The organism is Luteolibacter flavescens (assembly GCF_025950085.1).
Lineage (GTDB): Bacteria > Verrucomicrobiota > Verrucomicrobiia > Verrucomicrobiales > Akkermansiaceae > Haloferula > Haloferula flavescens.
Map to the genome: position 1 here is coordinate 832,699 of NZ_JAPDDS010000001.1, position 17,909 is coordinate 850,607.

Annotated in this window: 13 protein-coding genes and 1 tRNA gene; 10 read left to right on the forward strand and 4 right to left on the reverse strand. The window is 62.8% G+C overall.

The window, feature by feature from the left end:
* Positions 1–129 precede the first annotated feature (129 nt).
* Both OKA04_RS03485 and OKA04_RS03490 read left to right on the forward strand, forming a co-directional pair.
* The gene (locus tag OKA04_RS03485) at positions 130–2,817 is read left to right on the forward strand and encodes a PQQ-dependent sugar dehydrogenase (RefSeq protein ID WP_264499735.1); all 2,688 of its coding nucleotides are present in this window, start codon (positions 130–132) and stop codon (positions 2,815–2,817) included.
* A 60-nt stretch (positions 2,818–2,877) separates the two neighbouring features.
* Positions 2,878–6,552 carry a PQQ-dependent sugar dehydrogenase gene (locus tag OKA04_RS03490; RefSeq protein WP_264499736.1) on the forward strand — a complete coding sequence of 1,225 codons (3,675 nt, stop codon included), beginning with the start codon at positions 2,878–2,880 and terminating at the stop codon, positions 6,550–6,552.
* Between the two features lie 73 nt (positions 6,553–6,625).
* Here the strand turns inward: OKA04_RS03490 and OKA04_RS03495 are convergent, their stop codons facing one another.
* The 4 genes from OKA04_RS03495 to OKA04_RS03510 form a co-directional block, all read right to left on the reverse strand.
* On the reverse strand, positions 6,626–7,060 hold the full coding sequence (locus tag OKA04_RS03495) for a hypothetical protein (protein WP_264499737.1): 435 nt from the start codon (positions 7,058–7,060) through the stop codon (positions 6,626–6,628).
* Positions 7,061–7,160: 100 nt separating this feature from the next.
* Positions 7,161–7,604 carry a hypothetical protein gene (locus OKA04_RS03500; protein WP_264499738.1) on the reverse strand — a complete coding sequence of 148 codons (444 nt, stop codon included), beginning with the start codon at positions 7,602–7,604 and terminating at the stop codon, positions 7,161–7,163.
* Between the two features lie 143 nt (positions 7,605–7,747).
* A tRNA-Ala gene (locus tag OKA04_RS03505) sits at positions 7,748–7,820 on the reverse strand.
* 80 nt (positions 7,821–7,900) lie between these two features.
* A complete protein-coding gene (locus OKA04_RS03510) occupies positions 7,901–8,887 on the reverse strand; it encodes a M28 family peptidase (RefSeq protein WP_264499739.1) in 987 nt (328 codons plus the stop codon).
* 90 nt (positions 8,888–8,977) lie between these two features.
* Here OKA04_RS03510 and OKA04_RS03515 point away from each other — a divergent pair, with 90 nt between their 5' ends.
* From OKA04_RS03515 to OKA04_RS03550, 8 genes are all read left to right on the forward strand, one after another.
* Positions 8,978–9,766 (forward strand): ParA family protein, encoded by a 789-nt coding sequence (locus OKA04_RS03515; protein WP_264499740.1) that lies wholly within the window; start codon positions 8,978–8,980, stop codon positions 9,764–9,766.
* 33 nt (positions 9,767–9,799) lie between these two features.
* Complete coding sequence (locus OKA04_RS03520; protein ID WP_264499741.1) at positions 9,800–10,273, forward strand: hypothetical protein; 474 nt, start codon at positions 9,800–9,802, stop codon at positions 10,271–10,273.
* Between the two features lie 291 nt (positions 10,274–10,564).
* On the forward strand, positions 10,565–11,596 hold the full coding sequence (locus OKA04_RS03525; protein WP_264499742.1) for a rod shape-determining protein: 1,032 nt from the start codon (positions 10,565–10,567) through the stop codon (positions 11,594–11,596).
* A gap of 26 nt (positions 11,597–11,622) precedes the next feature.
* On the forward strand, positions 11,623–12,432 hold the full coding sequence (mreC, locus tag OKA04_RS03530) for a rod shape-determining protein MreC (RefSeq protein ID WP_264499743.1): 810 nt from the start codon (positions 11,623–11,625) through the stop codon (positions 12,430–12,432).
* On the forward strand, positions 12,429–13,031 hold the full coding sequence (locus tag OKA04_RS03535) for a hypothetical protein (protein ID WP_264499744.1): 603 nt from the start codon (positions 12,429–12,431) through the stop codon (positions 13,029–13,031). Before mreC ends, OKA04_RS03535 begins: the two co-directional genes overlap by 4 nt.
* A gap of 10 nt (positions 13,032–13,041) precedes the next feature.
* Entirely contained in the window at positions 13,042–15,204 is a 2,163-nt protein-coding gene (locus tag OKA04_RS03540; protein ID WP_264499745.1) for a peptidoglycan D,D-transpeptidase FtsI family protein, read from the forward strand.
* Between the two features lie 33 nt (positions 15,205–15,237).
* Positions 15,238–16,824: an Rne/Rng family ribonuclease gene (locus tag OKA04_RS03545; protein WP_264499746.1), complete on the forward strand. Its 1,587-nt coding sequence runs from the start codon at positions 15,238–15,240 to the stop codon at positions 16,822–16,824.
* A 155-nt stretch (positions 16,825–16,979) separates the two neighbouring features.
* Positions 16,980–17,810, forward strand: coding sequence for a hypothetical protein (locus OKA04_RS03550; protein ID WP_264499747.1), 831 nt, complete (start codon positions 16,980–16,982; stop codon positions 17,808–17,810).
* Positions 17,811–17,909 lie beyond the last annotated feature (99 nt).

The window sequence follows — 17,909 nt, forward strand, 5'->3', positions numbered from 1 at the left end:
CGCCGAGGCACCTTGGAGAGCCCCCCTTTGTCAAGCTTCAGGGGGTCCCGTAGGCATCTCAAAATGCACCCGCAGGTTGATTGACAAAGATCTAGTCCTTGGCACCCATGCTGCATCTGCATCGTAGCCATGTGCCGGATCTCCCCCCCGACGGTGCTGCTAGCTTGCGTCCTCGCGTCCGCGGCGGGTCCGCTGCCGCTGCGTCAGCCAAATCCCTCCCTCAATGTCCCGCCCACCCCGCCTGCGACCAGCCTCGCACTGGTGGATGCCTTGCCCGGGCTGACCTTCAGCGGAGCGGTGTGCATCGCCTCGCCGCCAAATAGCAACAAGCTCTTCGTCTGCGAGCGGAGGGGAAAAATCTGGCTCATCCCGGATGTCGCCGCGGCCTCGCCCACCAAGCTGCTCTTCCTCGATGTGGCCGCCATGCTCGTCGCGAGAGGCGGGGAAAGACTCCGCACGAACGACACCGAAATGGGCCTGCTCGGAATGGCCTTTCATCCGAACCACGCTGCCAACGGCTATTTCTATCTGGCCTACAGCGCCGGCATCGGCAGCGGGAACAATCCCCCGCTCCACGACCGCCTTTCGCAGATGAAGGTGCAGGCAGGCAATCCCGACCTCGCCGATACCACCAGCGAAATCGTCTATCTCGACCAACGCGACGAGGAAGGAAACCACAACGGTGGCTGCATCCAATTCGGCCCCGATGGCTACCTCTACTACAGCATGGGCGACGAGGGAGGGCAGAACGACAAGCGCTTCAATGCCCAGCTCATCGACAAGGACTTCTTCTCCGGGATCTTCCGCATCGACGTGGACAAGAAGCCGGGAAACCTGGAACCGAATCCCCAGCCAAATCCCGCCTACGAATCGACCGTGGATGCGATCAAGCGGGACAATGGCATCGCACGCTACTCGGTGCCGGCGGACAACCCCTTCGTGGGTGCGACCACTTTCAATGGCCTACCGGTCGCGGCGGGTCATGTCCGCAGCGAGTTCTGGGCGACCGGTCTCCGCAATCCGTGGCGCTTCTCCTTCGATCCCGCGACGGGCGATCTCTGGTGCGCCGACGTGGGCGGCTTCAAGCGCGAGGAGGTGAACAAGATCGTGAAGGGCGGCAACTACGGCTGGGTTTATCGCGAAGGGCCCTTCGAGGGACCGTGGGACGACGCCGACCACCCGCCCGCGCCAGCGGGCTTCACCTCCATCGATCCGGTCTATCACTACTCCCAGAGCGGCTCCGGGAACTTCGTCGGCGACTGCATCATCGGCGGCGTGGTCTATCGCGGAGGCCGGGTGAGCTCGCTGCATGGCAAATACCTCTTCGCCGACCACGGCTCCGGCAACGTGTGGTCGATGAACCTCGACGGCACCGGGGTGACGCGGATCTTCAGCCGCGGTGGCATCTCTTCCTTTGGCGTCGATCCGTCGAATCAAGACGTCCTCATCGCCGTGGAGAGCGGCAGCCAGATCCTCCGTATCGTTTCGCAGGCCGCTTCCAGCAGCTATCCGTCCACGCTCTCGGCGACGGGACTCTTCAGCAGTGTGGCAGACCTCACGCCAGCGCCGGGACTCGTGCCTTACTCGGTGAATCTCCCCTTCTGGAGCGACCATGCGATCAAGCGCCGCTGGTTCACCGTGCCGGATGCGAATGCCACCTTCGGTTGGTCAAAGGACGGCGAGTGGACGCTGCCAACCGGCAGCATCTGGGTGAAGCACTTCGATATGGAAATGGAGCGCGGCAATCCAACCACCAGAAAGCGCATCGAGACGCGGCTGCTTGTGAAGAACCTGAACGGAGCCTACGGCGTCAGCTACCGGTGGAATGCCGCGGGCACGGAAGCATCGCTCGTCGGTGACGCGGGTGAGAGCTTCAATCTCGCCGTGACGGAGAATGGCAACCCGGCTCCGCAGACGTGGACCATCCCCGCGCGAGGCCAATGCATGATTTGCCACACGCCGCAGGCCGGGCACGCGCTGTCCTTCAATACCCGTCAGCTCAATCTCAGCAGCGACATGGCGGGCCACGAAGGCAACCAGCTCACGACTCTCTTCGACCAGGGCTATCTCTCTAACAGACCGGGCTCGCCCAATCTCCTGCCGCGTCACTTGCGGCCGGACGAAGATGCCTACTCCGTGGAGGCGCGCGTGCGCTCTTATCTCGCGGTGAATTGCTCGTATTGTCATCAGGATGGCGGCACCGCGCTCGGTCACTGGGACGGTCGCCCCGAACTCACGCTGGCGGCGACCGGCCTCATCAATTCCGACGCCACGAACGACGGCGGCAATCCCGCGAACAGACTCGTGGTGCCGGGCGATGCTCTGCACTCGATCGTGCTCAATCGTGTGGCCGGGGCCAATGGCTTCACCCGCATGCCGCCGCTGGGCAGCAGCGTGATCGATGCGGCCAGCGTCGCGCTTCTCACCGAGTGGATCGATGGCGAACTGGAGCGACGACGAATCTACGCCGACTGGCGCGCGGAGAATTTCGAGCCTCACGATGACCCCGTCGGTGAAGAGAATGCGGACGCGGATGGCGACGGCGTCTCGAACCACGACGAATTCCTCGCCGGGACAGATCCGAAGGACGGCAGCAGCAGCTTCCGCCCCCAGATCTCCATGACACTGCCTCTTCTGAGCTTCACACTTCCGGCGAACCGCTCATTCCAAATCCAGACCTCGGACGATCTCGGCACCTGGTCCGTGTGGGACAGCCCGGAAAATCAGGGGCTGCCGGTGGCGGGCGGCTTGATGGAGATCGCCTTCCCTGCCGCGGATCCGCAGAAGTTTTTTCGCATCCAGCTCCACGAAAACTGACAGGAGTCCGCCACCCGAAGTCTTTTGCGTTTCCGATTTATCGGACTACGGTCCCGCCCGATGTTGCGGAAACCCATCTTCCTGATCGCACTCCTGGCCAGCGCCCAGGGTCAGAACGTCACCCACCGCTGGACCTTCAACAGCACCGGCGCCGCCACCAATGGCACCGTGATCCCCGATGCCATCTCCGCCGCCCCGGCCACGATTGTCGGCACGGGTGCCGCGCGGAACGGGACGACCATCACGCTGCCAGGCACCACGAATGGCAATGCCTCGGCTGTCAACATCTCGGCCTATGTGGACCTGCCAAATGGCATCATCTCCTCGAAGACGAACCTGACCGTGGAGGTCTGGGCCACGCCGGTTTCCACGAAGACGTGGCAGCGCTTGTTCGACTTCGGCACCATGAACACGGCAGGCACCGGAGAGATCAGCAACACCTCGGGCGCTCCCGGTGGCGGGACGAACTCCCGCGACAATCTGATGCTCTCGATTTCCCGCGACGGCGGTCTCAACAACCAGCGCCTCGCCGCACGGAATGACGGCGGGGGCGAATTGGGAGTGAACAACGCGATCAACACCACACTCGGCAGCCGCTATCACTACGTGCTCACCTTCCAGTCCGGTGTCGGTGCGAATGCCGCCACCGGCGGTCGCCTGACCTGGTATCGAGATGGCGGGCAGATGGCGACGCTCGACACGGATTTCCGTCTCCATCAACTGAGCGACCTCAACAACTGGCTCGGTCGCTCGCAGTTCACGGACGACTCGAACGCGAACATCAGCTACGACGAGGTGCGTCTCTACGACCACGTCCTCACCCCCTCGCAGATCTCCGCGAACGCACTCGCGGGCCCGAACACGAACTTCCCCGCGCCTGCCGTGACCGCCGACGCCGTGACCATGCTGCACGGCACGAAAGCGCGCGTGAACGTGCTCGCAAATGACTCCGGCGAGATCGTGCGGTCCACCATGACCATCGACACGCCACCCACGTCCGGGACGGCAACAGTATCAAGCGACGGCAGCATCCTCTACACGCACACGACGGGCACGCCCGCGGGCGACAGCTTCATCTACCGCATCTCCAATAGCACCGGGCAATCGTCCACCGGCACGGTCACCGTCAGCTTCTCCAACTCGCTCAAGTTCGCAAATCCCGCCATCCAGGTCCCGGCTGCGGCACCCGCCACCGCCTACGCGCTGCCGAATGCGCTGGGAAGCCTCACCTTCACCCAACCGGTCTGCCTCGCCACGCCACCGGGAGAAACGCAGCGACTCTTCGTGGTCGAAAAGACCGGCATCATCCGCGTGGTGAATGACGTCAGCGCCACCGCCCCGACTTCCAGCGTCTTCCTCAACCTGAAGCAACTGGTGGACGCCCGGGGCAACGAGGATTTCGTGAACAACACGAACCTCGGTGACGAGCACGGCTTGCTCGGCCTGGCCTTCCATCCGAACCACGCGATGAACCGCCAGTTCTACGTATTCTATTCGCTGCTCAAGAGCGGCACACTCTATCAGCGCGTCAGCCGGTTCACGACCATGGACGGGAACACCAATGTCGCGGACACCTCGAGCGAGGAGATCTTGATCGACCAGCTCGACCAGGAGCCAAATCACAATGGCGGCGACCTGCACTTCGGTCCCGATGGCTACCTGTACATCTCTGTCGGCGATGAGGGCGCGGCGAACGACACGCGCCTCAACAGCCAACTCATCAACAAGGACCTCTTCTCCGGCATCCTTCGCATCGACGTGGACCGGAACATGACCACGAGCATCGAGCCGACCGCCCATGCGGCGATCCCGACTCCCGCAAAATTCGCGATCCCGAAAACGAATCCCTACGTGCTCACCGCGGAAGGCGGCGACTGGAACGGGCAATACAACGGCAGCAACGTCACCGGCACGGTGCGAAAGGAATTCTGGGCAACCGGCCTGCGCAATCCATGGCGCATGTCATTCGACCCGGTCACCGGCACGCTCTGGTGCGGCGATGTCGGCCAAGGCGCGCGTGAGGAAATCAACATCATCACCCGCAAGAGCAACTACGGCTGGGTCTACCGCGAGGGCACGATCACGGGACCACGGACGAATAACCCGACGATGCCCGCGAACTTCGACAGCGCCTACCACGTCCCGCCCATCAGCGAGTATCCGCGCTCGGATGGCTACTCGGTCACGGGCGGCCGGGTCTATCGCGGCACCCGCATCGCGCCGCTCACCGGGAAGTATGTCTTCGCCGACTACGGCAGCGGGAATATCTGGGCGATGGACCTGACCGGCGCGAACCGCCAGCGGATCGCGAGTGAGGCAGGCATCTCGGCATTCGGCGTGGATCCTTCGAATGGCGACCTGCTGCTCGCGGACCTCGCGGATGGCGTGGTCCGCCGCCTCACCACCACGACGAATCTCACCGGCTATCCGGCGACGCTTTCCGCCACCGGACTCTTCGCCGATCTCGGCGATCTCTCGCCCTCGCCCGGGCTGGTGCCTTACGACGTGAATCTCCTCTTCTGGAGCGATCACGCCATCAAGCGCCGCTGGATGGTGGTGCCGAATGGAACCTCCCAATTCACATGGTCGAAGGACGGACTCTGGACGCTGCCCGCGGGCACCATCTGGGTGAAACACTTCGACATGGAGATGCAGCGCGGGGTGCCTGCGAGCAAGAAGCGGATCGAGACACGCCTGCTGGTGAAAAACGCGGGCGGTGCCTATGGCGTGAGCTACCGCTGGAACGAGGCAGGCACGGAGGCGACGCTGGTCGAGGATGGCGGCGTGAATTTCCCGCTGAACGTCACCGAGAATGGCAATCCCGCCCCGCAGACCTGGCGCATCCCGAGCCGGGCCGAGTGCATGATCTGCCACACTCCGCAGGCGGGCCACGCGCTTTCTTTCAATACCCGCCAGCTCAACCTCAGCAGCGACATGGCGGGCTTCTCCGGAAACCAGCTCACGACTCTCCGCCAGCAGGGCTATCTCAGCAACGATCCCGGCTCGCCGAACCTGCTGCCGCGGCATGTGCGACCGGATGAATCCACGGTCTCGCTGGAGGCGCGCGTGCGATCCTACCTCGATGTGAATTGCTCGTACTGCCACAAGGCAGGCGGCACCGCTCCCGCATCATGGGACGGCCGCTCGGAGCTCACGCTGGGCCTGACGAATCTGGTGAACGGCACCGCGAGCAACAACGGCGGCAACTCCTCCAACAGGCTCGTCGTGCCCGGCAATACCGCGAACTCCATCGTCCTCCACCGCATGGCGATGACCAGCGGCTTCACCCGCATGCCACCGCTCGCCACGAACGTGATCGACTCCGCGAACGTCACGCTTCTGACGAACTGGATCAATGGCGAACTGGCGAACCGCCAGACCTACGATGAATGGCGTACTTCGAATTTCGAGCCCGCCAACAATCCTCTCGGCGAGCCCACGGTGGACGCCGACGGCGACGGCATCAGCAACCACGACGAATTTCTCGCGGGCACCGATCCGAACAATGGCAGCAGCGCCTTCCGCCCGCTGATCTCCACCGCTCCTCCGAAGCTCGGCTTCACCCTGCCGGCGAACCGTTCCTACCGCATCGACACGTCCACCGACCTGAACCAGTGGATGCCATGGGACATCCCGCAGAACCAAGGCCTACCTGTCCCCGGCGGCCTCATCGAGATCCCCTTCCCCGTGGCGGATCCGAGGCAGTTCTTCCGCATCGAGCTGCGCGAGAACTGAGCATCTTCGAAAAGGAAAAGGCCCCGTCGGGAATCTCCCGCCGGGGCCTTTTCGTGAAAACTATCTGAACACATCAAGCGCGGCGCGGACGGAACATGAAGACCGTGCCGATGCCGCCGAGGACGAAGGCTCCGATGCCCACCGGGAACATGATGCGATCGTCATCCGAGCCACCCACGATGATGGCCTCGTCCGGCTGATCCGCGAGAACCTTCACCTTCACCATGGGAACAGTGATGGAATCCCCATCGCTGATGGAGTTGAAATACTCGCTCTTGACCTTGAAGTCCTTCTCCTGCGGAGCGCCGTTCGCATCCGGATACTTGACCGTGATCGTGTAGGTCTTGGCACCCTTCCGGCCTTTCTTCATCTCCCCGCCCATCGGCACGCCGACGACCTCCACCCCTTCCGTTTCGATTTTGCCGATACGCTGCCTCTCCTTGAAGCCCATGAAGGCAAGGATAGGACCAACAACCAGCGCCAGAATTGCGATAAGCTTGAGCCGCATGGGCAGGATCTCAATCCCGCCCATCTTCACTCATCAAGAAGAAAGCGGAATTGAGATAAGTCGCTGTTTGTAACGATCAATCCTGACCTCCACGTTACAGTTAGTATCCTTTCTTCCGGATCATCTCGGAAAGTTGCTTCTGGAAGTCCACCACATCTTCCTGCGTCGGGCGATAGCCCGGGGTATCCGGATCGAGGCCGGGGCGGCCTTGGTGGTCGAGCATCCAGATGGCGGTCTCGCCGTCGGAGAATGTGACCTTGCCGGAAATCAGCGCACCGGGCAGCGCGATGTTGTCCATCTCCACGGTCACCATGCCGGTCGGCACGGGTTTGGCGATCTCTTCCTCGGGCTTCTTCTCCTCCTTCGGTGGCTCCACGAGTTCGATGCCGAGATCCAGCACCATGAAGCGGGCGTCCATGTAGGTGATGCCGATGTCATACTCCTCCTTCAGTCGCTTCTGGAGGTCGGCAATGCTGGCGCCTTCCGCGGCCCACTGCTTCAGGGCTGACTTCTGATCCTCGGTGAGTTTGCTGGCGCTGAACATGCCGCGATTCAGCCCGCAGGGCCGGCATTTCCAAGCCCAAATCCCGGAATGTGATTCACCGGAACCAGCGGTCCGGACACACGAAAAGAGCCGTGATGGAAGAAATCAACTCTCGCCAGACAGAGGCGAAAGGAAGCGAGGAGTGGAGCATAGCGGATTCGAACCGCTGACCCCTTGCATGCCATGCAAGTGCTCTACCAACTGAGCTAATGCCCCTCGTTTTCCTCGTCTCCGCCTCACCGGCGGCGACGTGCGCGCTTGGTAGGGGCTGCCTCGGTACGGTGCAAGACGTTTTTTCAATTATCCGACAATCTTTCGATCAATGCCACCAATGCACGCGTCGCGGATGCATGAATCGCAGGATCGGGAGCCGTGGCATCCGCCTCGTCCGCCTTCACCACGGGCCGCGTGGCCACACGCGCCGCAGGCAGCCCGAGCTCGAACAAGGTAGCGGATGGATCGAAATCGTCTTCCAGGCAGATCGCCTCGGCACCTACCACCTCGCCAAGGCCGTCCGCTTTCGTAAGCGCAGCATTCCCCGCATCGCGCGAGCTGATCATAAGAGTCCCTGCCGCGCCGGTGGACTCCACCACGAGGACGGTGCCAGCCTTGCCGATGCGTTCGGCGAGCTGCTGCTGGATCTCCATCACGGGCGACTCCCCGTCGTAGGCATGGGGAATGAAGGCGAAGTGAACCGGGCGCACCGGCTTGGAATTCGCGAGGGCATGGGCCGCAGCCATCAGGCTGGTCACCCCGCTGGCATTTGCCTCCGCTCCCCGCGATCCCGGACGCGAATCATAGGGAGCCACGAGCCACAGCGCCGGTTGTTTCTCATCGCTGCCGCGAACGGTCGCGATCAGGATGGGCCAGCGCGAGCCATTCACATCCGGCCCCGCGATGCTTTCCATGCGATAGCCCGCATTCGCCGGGCCGAGCGAGCCCTCGATCATCGCCGCCGCACGATTCAGCCCTTGGATGCCTGCCGGGCTGGAGACGTGGCGCTCGCCCACAAAGCCGAGCACCTTCTGCATGTCGTCGCGCAGGACATCATCGCTGACGGAGGTGGTGAAGCGCGCCTGCTCGACCTGCGCCGCTGTGGCCTTGGCCTTGAAATGCAGCCACAGGCCGATGCAGCTCGTGATCACCAGACCGAGCGGCACGAGCCACAGGAGGAGGGCGATGCGCTTCTGGAGGGTCGGCGGGGACGATTCTTCTTCGGTCACGCGCCATCCGTCCGCGATGCCGCCGCGCGGTGCAAGAGCCGAGATTCTCCGGGAGATCATCCGGGCAGGGATGGATTTCCGCCGCCGTCACGGTTTTGTTTGCCACCGCGCCATCGGGCCGGAAGACTGCGCGCCGCTGTTCGCCGCTTCATGAAAGTCGTCGCTGTCGCAAATCAAAAGGGAGGCGTGGGGAAAACCACCACCGCGCTCAACCTGTCCGCTGCCCTCGCCCTGCGCGGGCAACGTACCCTGTTGATCGACCTCGACCCGCAGGCGAATACCACCAGCGGCCTCGGCATCGAGTGCGATGGCGAGGGCACCGTCTACCCCGCCCTGCTCGGCGAGGCGAATGTCCGGGACAAGATCATCCCCACCGGCCGCGAGAATCTTTCTCTCATCCCCTCCCACATGGATCTGGCGGGTGTGGAAATCGAGCTCGCCCGCGGTGATGACCACCTCACCCGCTTGCGCACCCACCTGCAGGGGCTGAAGCCGAACGATCTCTTTGACGTCTGCATCCTCGATACCCCGCCCTCGCTCGGCGTGCTGATGACCTCAGCGCTGGCCGCCGCGGACGAGATCCTGATTCCCCTCCAGTGCGAGTGGTTCGGCCTCGAAGGTCTCGCGAAGATCGTCCACGTCATCGACCAGATCCGCGACTCCGGGGCGAATACGGAACTGAAGCTGGAAGGCATCGTTATGACGATGTTCGACGGCCGGACGAATCTCGCGAAGCAGGTCGTCGATGAAGTCGGCAACTATTTCCCGGACGCCCTCTACCGCACGGTGATCCCGCGGACCATCCGCCTCGGCGAAGCACCGAGCTACGCGAAGACCATTTTTGAGCACGATCCGACAGGAATCGGCGCGAATGCCTACGCCAGCCTCGCCGATGAGTTCCTGACCCGCCACGCCGCGGTCGGGCCGGTGCTGGCTTGAGAATATGACAGCGCTGACGAAGGCTCGGGCGAAATGAATCTCGATGAAGCCGTCGAGAAGATCCGTCGAGCCGGCTTCCCAGCGAGAAAGCTTCACGGGACACTGGGAGAAACAGTGACTTGTGGCTCTCCCATCAATGAAGTCGGAATAAACGCGGACCAAGAAGCTTTAATATCCCTGTTTCCGACCAACCTAGGATGGGGAATTCATACACCTGCCATTCTTGGAGAAACGGACTATCAAGAAGGCTGGACCTTGGAAGAGGCGGCGGATTTGGCAATAGGCCTTCTAACCTCCGCACATCTACCCTTCCGAGATGAGGATCTGGTCATCACCATTGCGAGATGCCAAGGCGGCGACGGCAGTTGCATGGACCACACTCCAACCGGATTGCACAGGGTTCTTTTCATGCCCGGACAGGGAGGAAGAGAGAGCCGGATGACCCGCGATCGGGCGATGAGGGAGATCGCGCTTGAGTTGGCAAGGATCGCAATCGATCCGAAATAAGCGATAATTTCGCAGACCCAAAATAAGCAGACGCCGCTGCTGGCACACACCGGCCCGCGGCACTTACCCAATACCTTCATGGTGAGTGACCCACCTGCATTTCCCACCGGGCATCGCTCTTTGTATTACAAGGGATTCCCGCTTGACCCGGCGGGGGCCAAATCGCCATAGTCCGCCGCCTTCCCGATTCGTCGGGAAGGCCGAATTTTTTGAACCCTCGCAATCGGCGGACGGTGCCGCGCCGGGACTCTGATGACCGTCACTCTTCCTTTCCAATCCTTTCACCATTAAATGTTTGCTCGATTATTCGGCAGCTGGTTTTCCAACGACATCGGCATCGACCTCGGCACCGCCAATACCCTCGTCAACGTCAAGGATCAGGGCATCGTCCTGCGTGAGCCCTCGGTGGTCGCCGTGAAGGCGGGTACCAATGAGGTGCTGGCCGTGGGCGATGACGCAAAGCGCATGCTGGGCCGCACGCCCGGCAACATCGTCGCGATCCGCCCGCTCAAGGACGGGGTCATCGCCGACTTCGAGGTCACCGAGGCCATGCTTCGTCATTTCATCCGCAAGGCGAACAACCGCCGGCGGAACAACCCGCGCGTGGTCATCGCAGTCCCCTCCGGTATCACCGAGGTGGAGCGCCGCGCGGTCAGCGAGTCGGCCGAGCAGGCCGGCGCGCGCGAGGTCCACATCGTGGAAGAGCCGATGGCCGCCGCGATCGGCGTGGGCCTGCCCGTCATGGATGCCTCCGGCAACATGATCGTGGACATCGGCGGTGGCACCACGGAGGTGGCGCTCATCTCCCTGGGCGGCATCGTCTTCGCCCGCTCCGTGCGGACGGCCGGTGACGAACTGGACGAGGCCATCGTCTCCTACATGAAGCGGGCCTACAACCTGATGATCGGCGAGCGCACCGCCGAGGACATCAAGATCCGCCTCGGCTCCGCCGCCCCCCTGCCGAAGGAAATCACCATGGATGTGAAGGGCCGCGACCTTGTGGCCGGCCTGCCGAAGACCATCACCATCACCTCGCAGGAGATCCGCGAGGCCATGGCAGATCCCCTTTCCACCATCGTCGATGCGGTTCGCACGACGCTGGAGCGTTGCCCCCCGGAACTCGCCGCGGACCTAGTGGACCGCGGGATCGTGCTGGCGGGCGGAGGTGCCCTCCTGCGGGGGCTCGACCGACTTCTCCGGGAAGAAACCGGCCTGCCGGTCCATGTCGCCGAGGACCCCCTCAGCGCCGTGGCGGAAGGCACCGGCAAGATGCTCCAGGAACTGGAGGTGCTGAAGCGGGTCACCACTTCGTCCCACTACTGACCGGCTGACGCCAAGCGCCCCTCGCCATGAGGCCGCTCAATCTCCTCGCATTCCTTCTCTTTCTGGCCGGGGCCGTATGGGCCCTGACCCGGAGCGAGCGTGCCGTGCGTGATATCCAGGCCACCTACTACCAGTGGCTGACGCCTTTCCTCACCGCGGGCTCGTCCATGGAGGTGAAGGCCCGCTCATTCCTCGACGAGGTGCAGAGCTCGAAGGAGCTGGAAGCCGAGATCGAGACCATGCGCGCGGAGTATGACCGGCTCCGTCTGGTCGAGGCCGAGGCGCAGAATCTGGAGGAAGAAAACGCCCGCCTGCGCCGTGATCTGGACTTCCAGAAGCGCATGGAATTCAAGGCCACCGCCGTCCGCGTGATCCGCCGCCAGCCCACCACGTGGTGGCAGACGGTGGATATCGACCGCGGCGCGGAAAGCGGCGTCTCCCTCCACCAGCCGGTGGTCGCCGATGGCGGTCTGGTCGGCAAGGTGGACCGGGTCGGCAAGGAGGGAGTGTCCTCCGTGATCCTGCTGACCGACGAGGCGTGCCAGGTTTCAGTCAAGATCGAGGGTACCCCCGAGGTGGGCATCCTCAGTGGCCAGCGTGGCCAGTATGAAGGCGGGCCACGGCTCCGCCTGCGATTCCTTTCCACGAAAGCCCGGATCAGTCCGGGCACTCGTGTTTTCACCACCGGGCGCGGCGGACTTTTCCCCGCGAATGTCCTGGTGGGTACGGTCGAGTCCGTCGTCCCCGGCTTGCTCGACTCCGAAGCTTTGGTCCGTCCGTCAGTTGATTTCACGGATCTGAGCACGGTATTCCTATTGCCTGCCGTGACCCAGTGATCCGATACGCCCTCAGCCTTTTCATCCTCGTCTTGCTGGCGCTCGCGGCGCAGCAGTTCATCCCGTCCCTGACCGGGCTCTACAATGCGCGGCTGCTGCTGGTGACCCTGGTCTTCCTGTGTGCCTCGGTGACGGTGGGCCCGCCGGTGATGCTGGCCCTCGCCTTCGTCTGTGGCTTCCTCTGGGATGCCCAGTGCACGCTCGGCCCGCCGGGTGGCGACGCGGAGATCTACAAGTATCCCGCGGAGTCCCTGCGCTTTGGCTACTCGATCATTCTCTACGGCGTGATCGGCTACCTGATGCAGGGCATCCAGCCGCTCTTCCGCGAGGGCAAGTGGCAGTTCTCCACCATCCTCGTGGGCATCTCGATCTTCGTCTATCTCGCGGCGGAGTATCTCTCGATCAATTTCATCCGCGGCGGCTTCGCCTTCAATGAGGCGACCCTCTACCAGATCGCCGCCACTTCCACGCTGACCATGCTCTTCTCACCGCTGGTCTTCTGGGTGCTGTTCTTCATCGCTGAGAAATTCGGCCACGAGATCCGCTTCGAGGGCCTGAAGAAGAAGCAGCAGCAGCGCCGTCGTCGCACCCTCGCCTGACCTCATCGCCATGGAACCCCGCTACCGGCTTCGCGTTTACCTGCTCACCGCCCTCGTGCTGGCCGGCTTCGGCGTGCTCTTGTCGCGGCTCTACGAGTTCCAGATCGACAAGCGCGAATTCTACCGGAACCAGGTCCCCGGGAACCGCCAGATCACCGTCCGCGAGCCCGGCATCCGCGGCACCATCAAGGACCGCAACGGCGTCGAACTCGCCCGCAACAAGCGGCAGTACGAGATCTCCTTCAATCTTGAGGAAATCCACGAGGCCTACCGGCTCCAGCGGGAAAAGGATCCGAAGCTTGACACCATCAAGAACGACAACGGCATCCCCCGCCCCAAGGAGATCACGGACATCGTGGAAATCGTGAAGGAGCGGGTGATCAAGCCATTGAAGGACCTCGGCCTCGCCCGCGACTTCAATGCGACGAAGCTGCGCACCCACTACAAGACCCACGGCGGTCTGGTGCCCTTCGTTTACACCCGTGACATCACCTACGAGGAGTTCGCGAAATTCGCCGAGCACTCGCTGGATATCCCCGGCGTTTACCTGAATGTCCGCCCGCTGCGCGAGTATCCCTACAAGGCACTCTCCAGCCACACGCTCGGCTACCTCCGCCAGTGGTCCACCGGCGAGATCCCCGAGGACGCCCGCCGCCAGTACGGCTACCAGTACGTCGGCGACGACAAGGGCGTGGCCGGAGTGGAGGCGACGCTCGATGACATCCTCCGCGGCCCCGAGGGCTGGAAGCAGGTGGTGAAGAGCGAGAAGGGCAAGATCCTCGGCGAGACCGACGCCGTCGATCCCGGCATCGGTGCCGACGTGATCCTAACCATCGATGCCGAGGTCCAGTATCTCCTTTCGAATATCCTCCGCCGTGCCGGCACCGCCTCCGGCGTGGTGATGGACGTGGAAACGGGCGAGATCCTCGCGATGGCATCCGTCCCGGACTACGATCCGAACGACTTCATTCCCAGCATCTCGATGGAGAAGAATGCGGAATACGAGCAGGCCAAGATCAAGCCATTGATCGACCGCTCGATCAGCCGCTTTCCACCCGGCTCCACCTTCAAGATCCCGACCGCCCTGGTCGGAGCCACGAAGGGCCTCGCCACGCGCAGCTACAACTGCAGCGGCTACCTCTCCTACGGCAATGCCAAGGTCGGCTGCTGGATCGCGCAAAAGGGCGGCAGCCACGGCGGGCTCGGCCTTTCCAAGGCCATCCAGCAATCGTGCAACCCCTATTTCATGCAGCTCGCCGGCTCGATCGGCACGAAGGGCATGGCGGATGGCTTCTCGATGCTCGGCCTCGGTGAAAAGACCGGCATTCCCCTTCCCAACGAGAGCCCGGGCCTCGTGACCGGTAGCCGCGCCTGGCAGCGTGCCAGGCCGAACTTGAAGGTCACGCCGATCGATATCGGCTTCCTTTCCATCGGCCAGGGCAATGCCCTCGCCACCCCGCTCCAGCTCTGTGCCGTCACGGCCTGCGTGGCGAATGGCGGGCGCTACTATCACCCGCGGCTCGTGAAAAGCGCCGTGGCCCACCGCGGCGACCAGATCCAGGAGATCATCAAGGACGAGCCCCGCCTCAAGGTGGACCTCCTGAAGGAAGGCGTGAAGCCCTCCGACTTGAACCTGATCCGCGAGGGTATGCGCATGGCCGTGAATGTCCCGGGCGGCACCGCCGGTCGCGCGAAGATCCCCGGCTACGAAGTCGCGGCCAAAACCGGCACCGCCCAGGTCAGCAAGGTGCTCGACATCCACAATGCCTGGACCATCGCCTTCGCCCCCTACGACAAGCCGAAGTATGCCGTCTGCCTGCTGGTGGAAAACGGCAAGTCCGGCGGCGCGGTCTGCGGTCCGCTGGCACACCTCCTTTTCCGCGGCCTGATGGCGCGCGACGAGGGCATGAAGCTCCCTCTCCACCCGCTCGACCCCGTGATCGGCAATATGGACGCCATCAAGGAAATCGCCCTGCCGGACGACGTGCTTGCCGCCATCGACGTCAGCCAGGACGACGGCGAGACCGGCAACGAAGGCACCGAGGCAGCGGCAGCCGCAGGCATCTCCACCGAACCCCTCCCCGACTCCCAGGTCGTCACACCAAAACCCACCATCACTCCCGAAGCCGATGCGGACGGCACCGTTACCCAACCCGAAGGCCGCGAACGCTAAACCCCTTCACACCCATTCCTCTCCATCAAATCCATGATTCAGAAAATCAAACGCTTCCTCGGCATCGGGCGACCGAATCCGAAGGAAGGCAACACGGTCATCGTCAATGTCGAACGCCTTGAACGCCGGGTCGCTCTCCTCGACAACGGTGTGCTGGAAGAATACACCGTCGAACGCGAAGGTGAGCAGAACATCGTAGGCGGCATCTTCAAGGGCCGCGTGAAGAACATCGAGCAGGGCCTGAAGGCCATGTTCGTGGACATCGGCCTCGACAAGAACGCCTTCCTCCACTTCTGGGACGCCATCCCCGCCGCACTTGACGCCGGTCTCGAGGAAATCGAGCGCGCCGGATCGAAGAAGAAGCAGCAGCAGAAGATCACTTCGAAGGATATCCCGAGCATCTACCCGATCGGCTCGGAGATCATGATCCAGGTCTCGAAGGGACCGATCGGCACGAAGGGCCCGCGCGTCACCACGAATATCTCGCTGGCCGGCCGCTACCTCGTGCTGATGCCCTACACCGAGCAGTTCGGTATTTCCCGCAAGATCGAAGACCCGAAGGAGCGCCAACGCCTCCGGAAGATCATGCAGAAGCTGAGCGTGCCGGAAGGCATGGGCATCATCATGCGCACGGTGGCCCACGGCACCCGCGCACGTCACTTCGTGCGCGACCTCGCCATGCTTTTGGAGCAATGGCATGGCGTGGAGGACAGGCGCGACTCCGGCCCGGCACCGCTGTGTGCCTTCCAGGAGCCCGGCCTGATCGAGCGCACCGCCCGCGACTTCCTCACCGATGAGGTGGACCAGGTGCTCTGCGACGATGCCCAGACGACCGAGTTCATCCGCGAAATCGCCGGGAAAATCTCGCGCCGCGCCAAGCGCCGCATCCATCACCTGCCGACGAGCCAGCCGATCTTCGAAGCGGTCGGCATCCAGAAGCAGATCGACGAGGCCTTCTCCCGCCAAGTGTGGCTGCCCTGCGGCGGCTACATCGTGATCGACGAGACCGAGGCGCTCATCTCCATCGACGTCAACACGGGCCGCAACCGCGGCTCGAAGGACGTGGACAAGATGATCCTCGAGACCAACGTGGAAGCCGCCCAGGAAGTCGCCCGCCAGCTCCGCCTGCGGAATATCGGCGGCCTGGTCGTGGTGGACTTCATCGACATGCGCCACCGCAAGGACCAGCAGACGGTCTACAAGGCGATGAAAGATCGCCTGAAGAAGGACAAGGCGAAGACCCAGGTGCTGCAGATCTCCGCCATCGGCCTGATGGAGATGACCCGCCAGCGCCTGAACGAGTCGCTGCGGGACACGATGTTCGAGCCCTGCCCCTACTGCCAGGGCCGCGGCCGCGTGAAGACGCCCATGACCATGAGCGTGGAAATCCAGCGCCGCATCGTCACCGTCATCAACAAGCATCGCGACCAGGCCGGCGACCTCGTCGTCGTGGTAAATCCGGACGTGCTCAACCGCTTCAAGACCGAGGACAGCAAGCACCTCGTGGAACTCGAGCGCCAGCACTCCGGCCGCCTCATCTTCCGCTCGGATCCATCGCTCCACCGCGAGCGCTTCCTCATCGTCGACGCCGCCACGGAAAAGACGATCGACCAGGCCTGATCCCAAGACCGCGGAGCCAGACCACTCCAGAATATCAAATCGCCGCCCTCACAAGGGGTGGCGATTTTTCATTTCCCCCACCCTGCAATCCCAGCCGATGGGAATCGCCTTGCGGAGTTGTGGATTCATTCGTATTCGCATCTCAACTTCAACTTATGAAACCGCTCCTTCTCCCCCTCCTGCTTTCACCCCTGATCCTCAGCGCTCATGCGCAACAGGTCGAATGGACCGCATCCGGATCGGTCACTTCGGTGAGCGGTTCCGGCTTTGCGGCGGCAGTAACCGCTCCGGTTTCCGTTAAATTCTCCTACTCACTCGTTTCGACTTACCAGCCTCTTACCGGCATCATCAATATTGCGGACAAGGGTGAGTTCTTTGGAGACATAGGCCTGAACATGGAGGTCAGCATCGCCGGGGACACTTGGAAAGGAACGGTGCCAAATAGTCCGGCCCATGGAACATACGCGTTGTTGGTCGACGCACTAATGCCGAGCGCAGCCCCGGACATCTTCACCGTGACCGCTTCATCTGCAGATACCGGGGTCTTCTCACCATTCCCCTACACCGGCTCTTCCTCCGCCCGCTCCATACAAGTCGTTCTTCGCGACGATACGGTACCAAGCCACCTCCTTGCGCTCGGTGTCTTGCCCGATGCAACCACCCAGGTCTCCGCCATCACCTCAGGTAGCGGCTCCGTCTCCGCTGGAAGCGACCGCATTTCCTTCTCCATCGATCCTGCTTCCGTCACCGTCTCCAGCATCGAGCCGAAGATCCCATTGACGATCACCCGCACGCTTTCCGGGATCGAGCTTCGCTGGCCTTCCGAAACCGGAACCACTTACAAGCTTCAGGAGAATGCGGGACTATCCTTGGCCGGATGGACACTTGTTGACGACTATCCGGGGACGGGTGAGGAAATCGTGGTCCCACTGACTCCATTCGCTCTGAATCCAGAGCGGCGCTTCTATCGGGTGATCACCGAATAGCAGCTCTCGGCTCCATCGGACAGTAAGCGTGGTCCGAGCCGCCGTGTGATTTTCCTTGGCGGTTCTCGTGCTCAGGCCGCTTTCCGAACCGGCTTGCCT

Excerpts from the sequence above, each read along its gene's own strand:
- OKA04_RS03515 (WP_264499740.1), top strand. The coding sequence starts at position 8,978 with ATGAAAGTCGTCGCTGTCGCAAATCAAAAGGGAGGCGTGGGGAAAACC.
- mreC (WP_264499743.1), top strand. The coding sequence starts at position 11,623 with ATGAGGCCGCTCAATCTCCTCGCATTCCTTCTCTTTCTGGCCGGGGCC.
- OKA04_RS03485 (WP_264499735.1), top strand. The coding sequence starts at position 130 with ATGTGCCGGATCTCCCCCCCGACGGTGCTGCTAGCTTGCGTCCTCGCG.
- OKA04_RS03510 (WP_264499739.1), bottom strand. The coding sequence starts at position 8,887 with ATGATCTCCCGGAGAATCTCGGCTCTTGCACCGCGCGGCGGCATCGCG.
- OKA04_RS03545 (WP_264499746.1), top strand. The coding sequence starts at position 15,238 with ATGATTCAGAAAATCAAACGCTTCCTCGGCATCGGGCGACCGAATCCG.
- OKA04_RS03520 (WP_264499741.1), top strand. The coding sequence starts at position 9,800 with ATGAATCTCGATGAAGCCGTCGAGAAGATCCGTCGAGCCGGCTTCCCA.
- OKA04_RS03540 (WP_264499745.1), top strand. The coding sequence starts at position 13,042 with ATGGAACCCCGCTACCGGCTTCGCGTTTACCTGCTCACCGCCCTCGTG.
- OKA04_RS03500 (WP_264499738.1), bottom strand. The coding sequence starts at position 7,604 with ATGTTCAGCGCCAGCAAACTCACCGAGGATCAGAAGTCAGCCCTGAAG.
- OKA04_RS03525 (WP_264499742.1), top strand. The coding sequence starts at position 10,565 with ATGTTTGCTCGATTATTCGGCAGCTGGTTTTCCAACGACATCGGCATC.
- OKA04_RS03550 (WP_264499747.1), top strand. The coding sequence starts at position 16,980 with ATGAAACCGCTCCTTCTCCCCCTCCTGCTTTCACCCCTGATCCTCAGC.
- OKA04_RS03490 (WP_264499736.1), top strand. The coding sequence starts at position 2,878 with ATGTTGCGGAAACCCATCTTCCTGATCGCACTCCTGGCCAGCGCCCAG.
- OKA04_RS03495 (WP_264499737.1), bottom strand. The coding sequence starts at position 7,060 with ATGCGGCTCAAGCTTATCGCAATTCTGGCGCTGGTTGTTGGTCCTATC.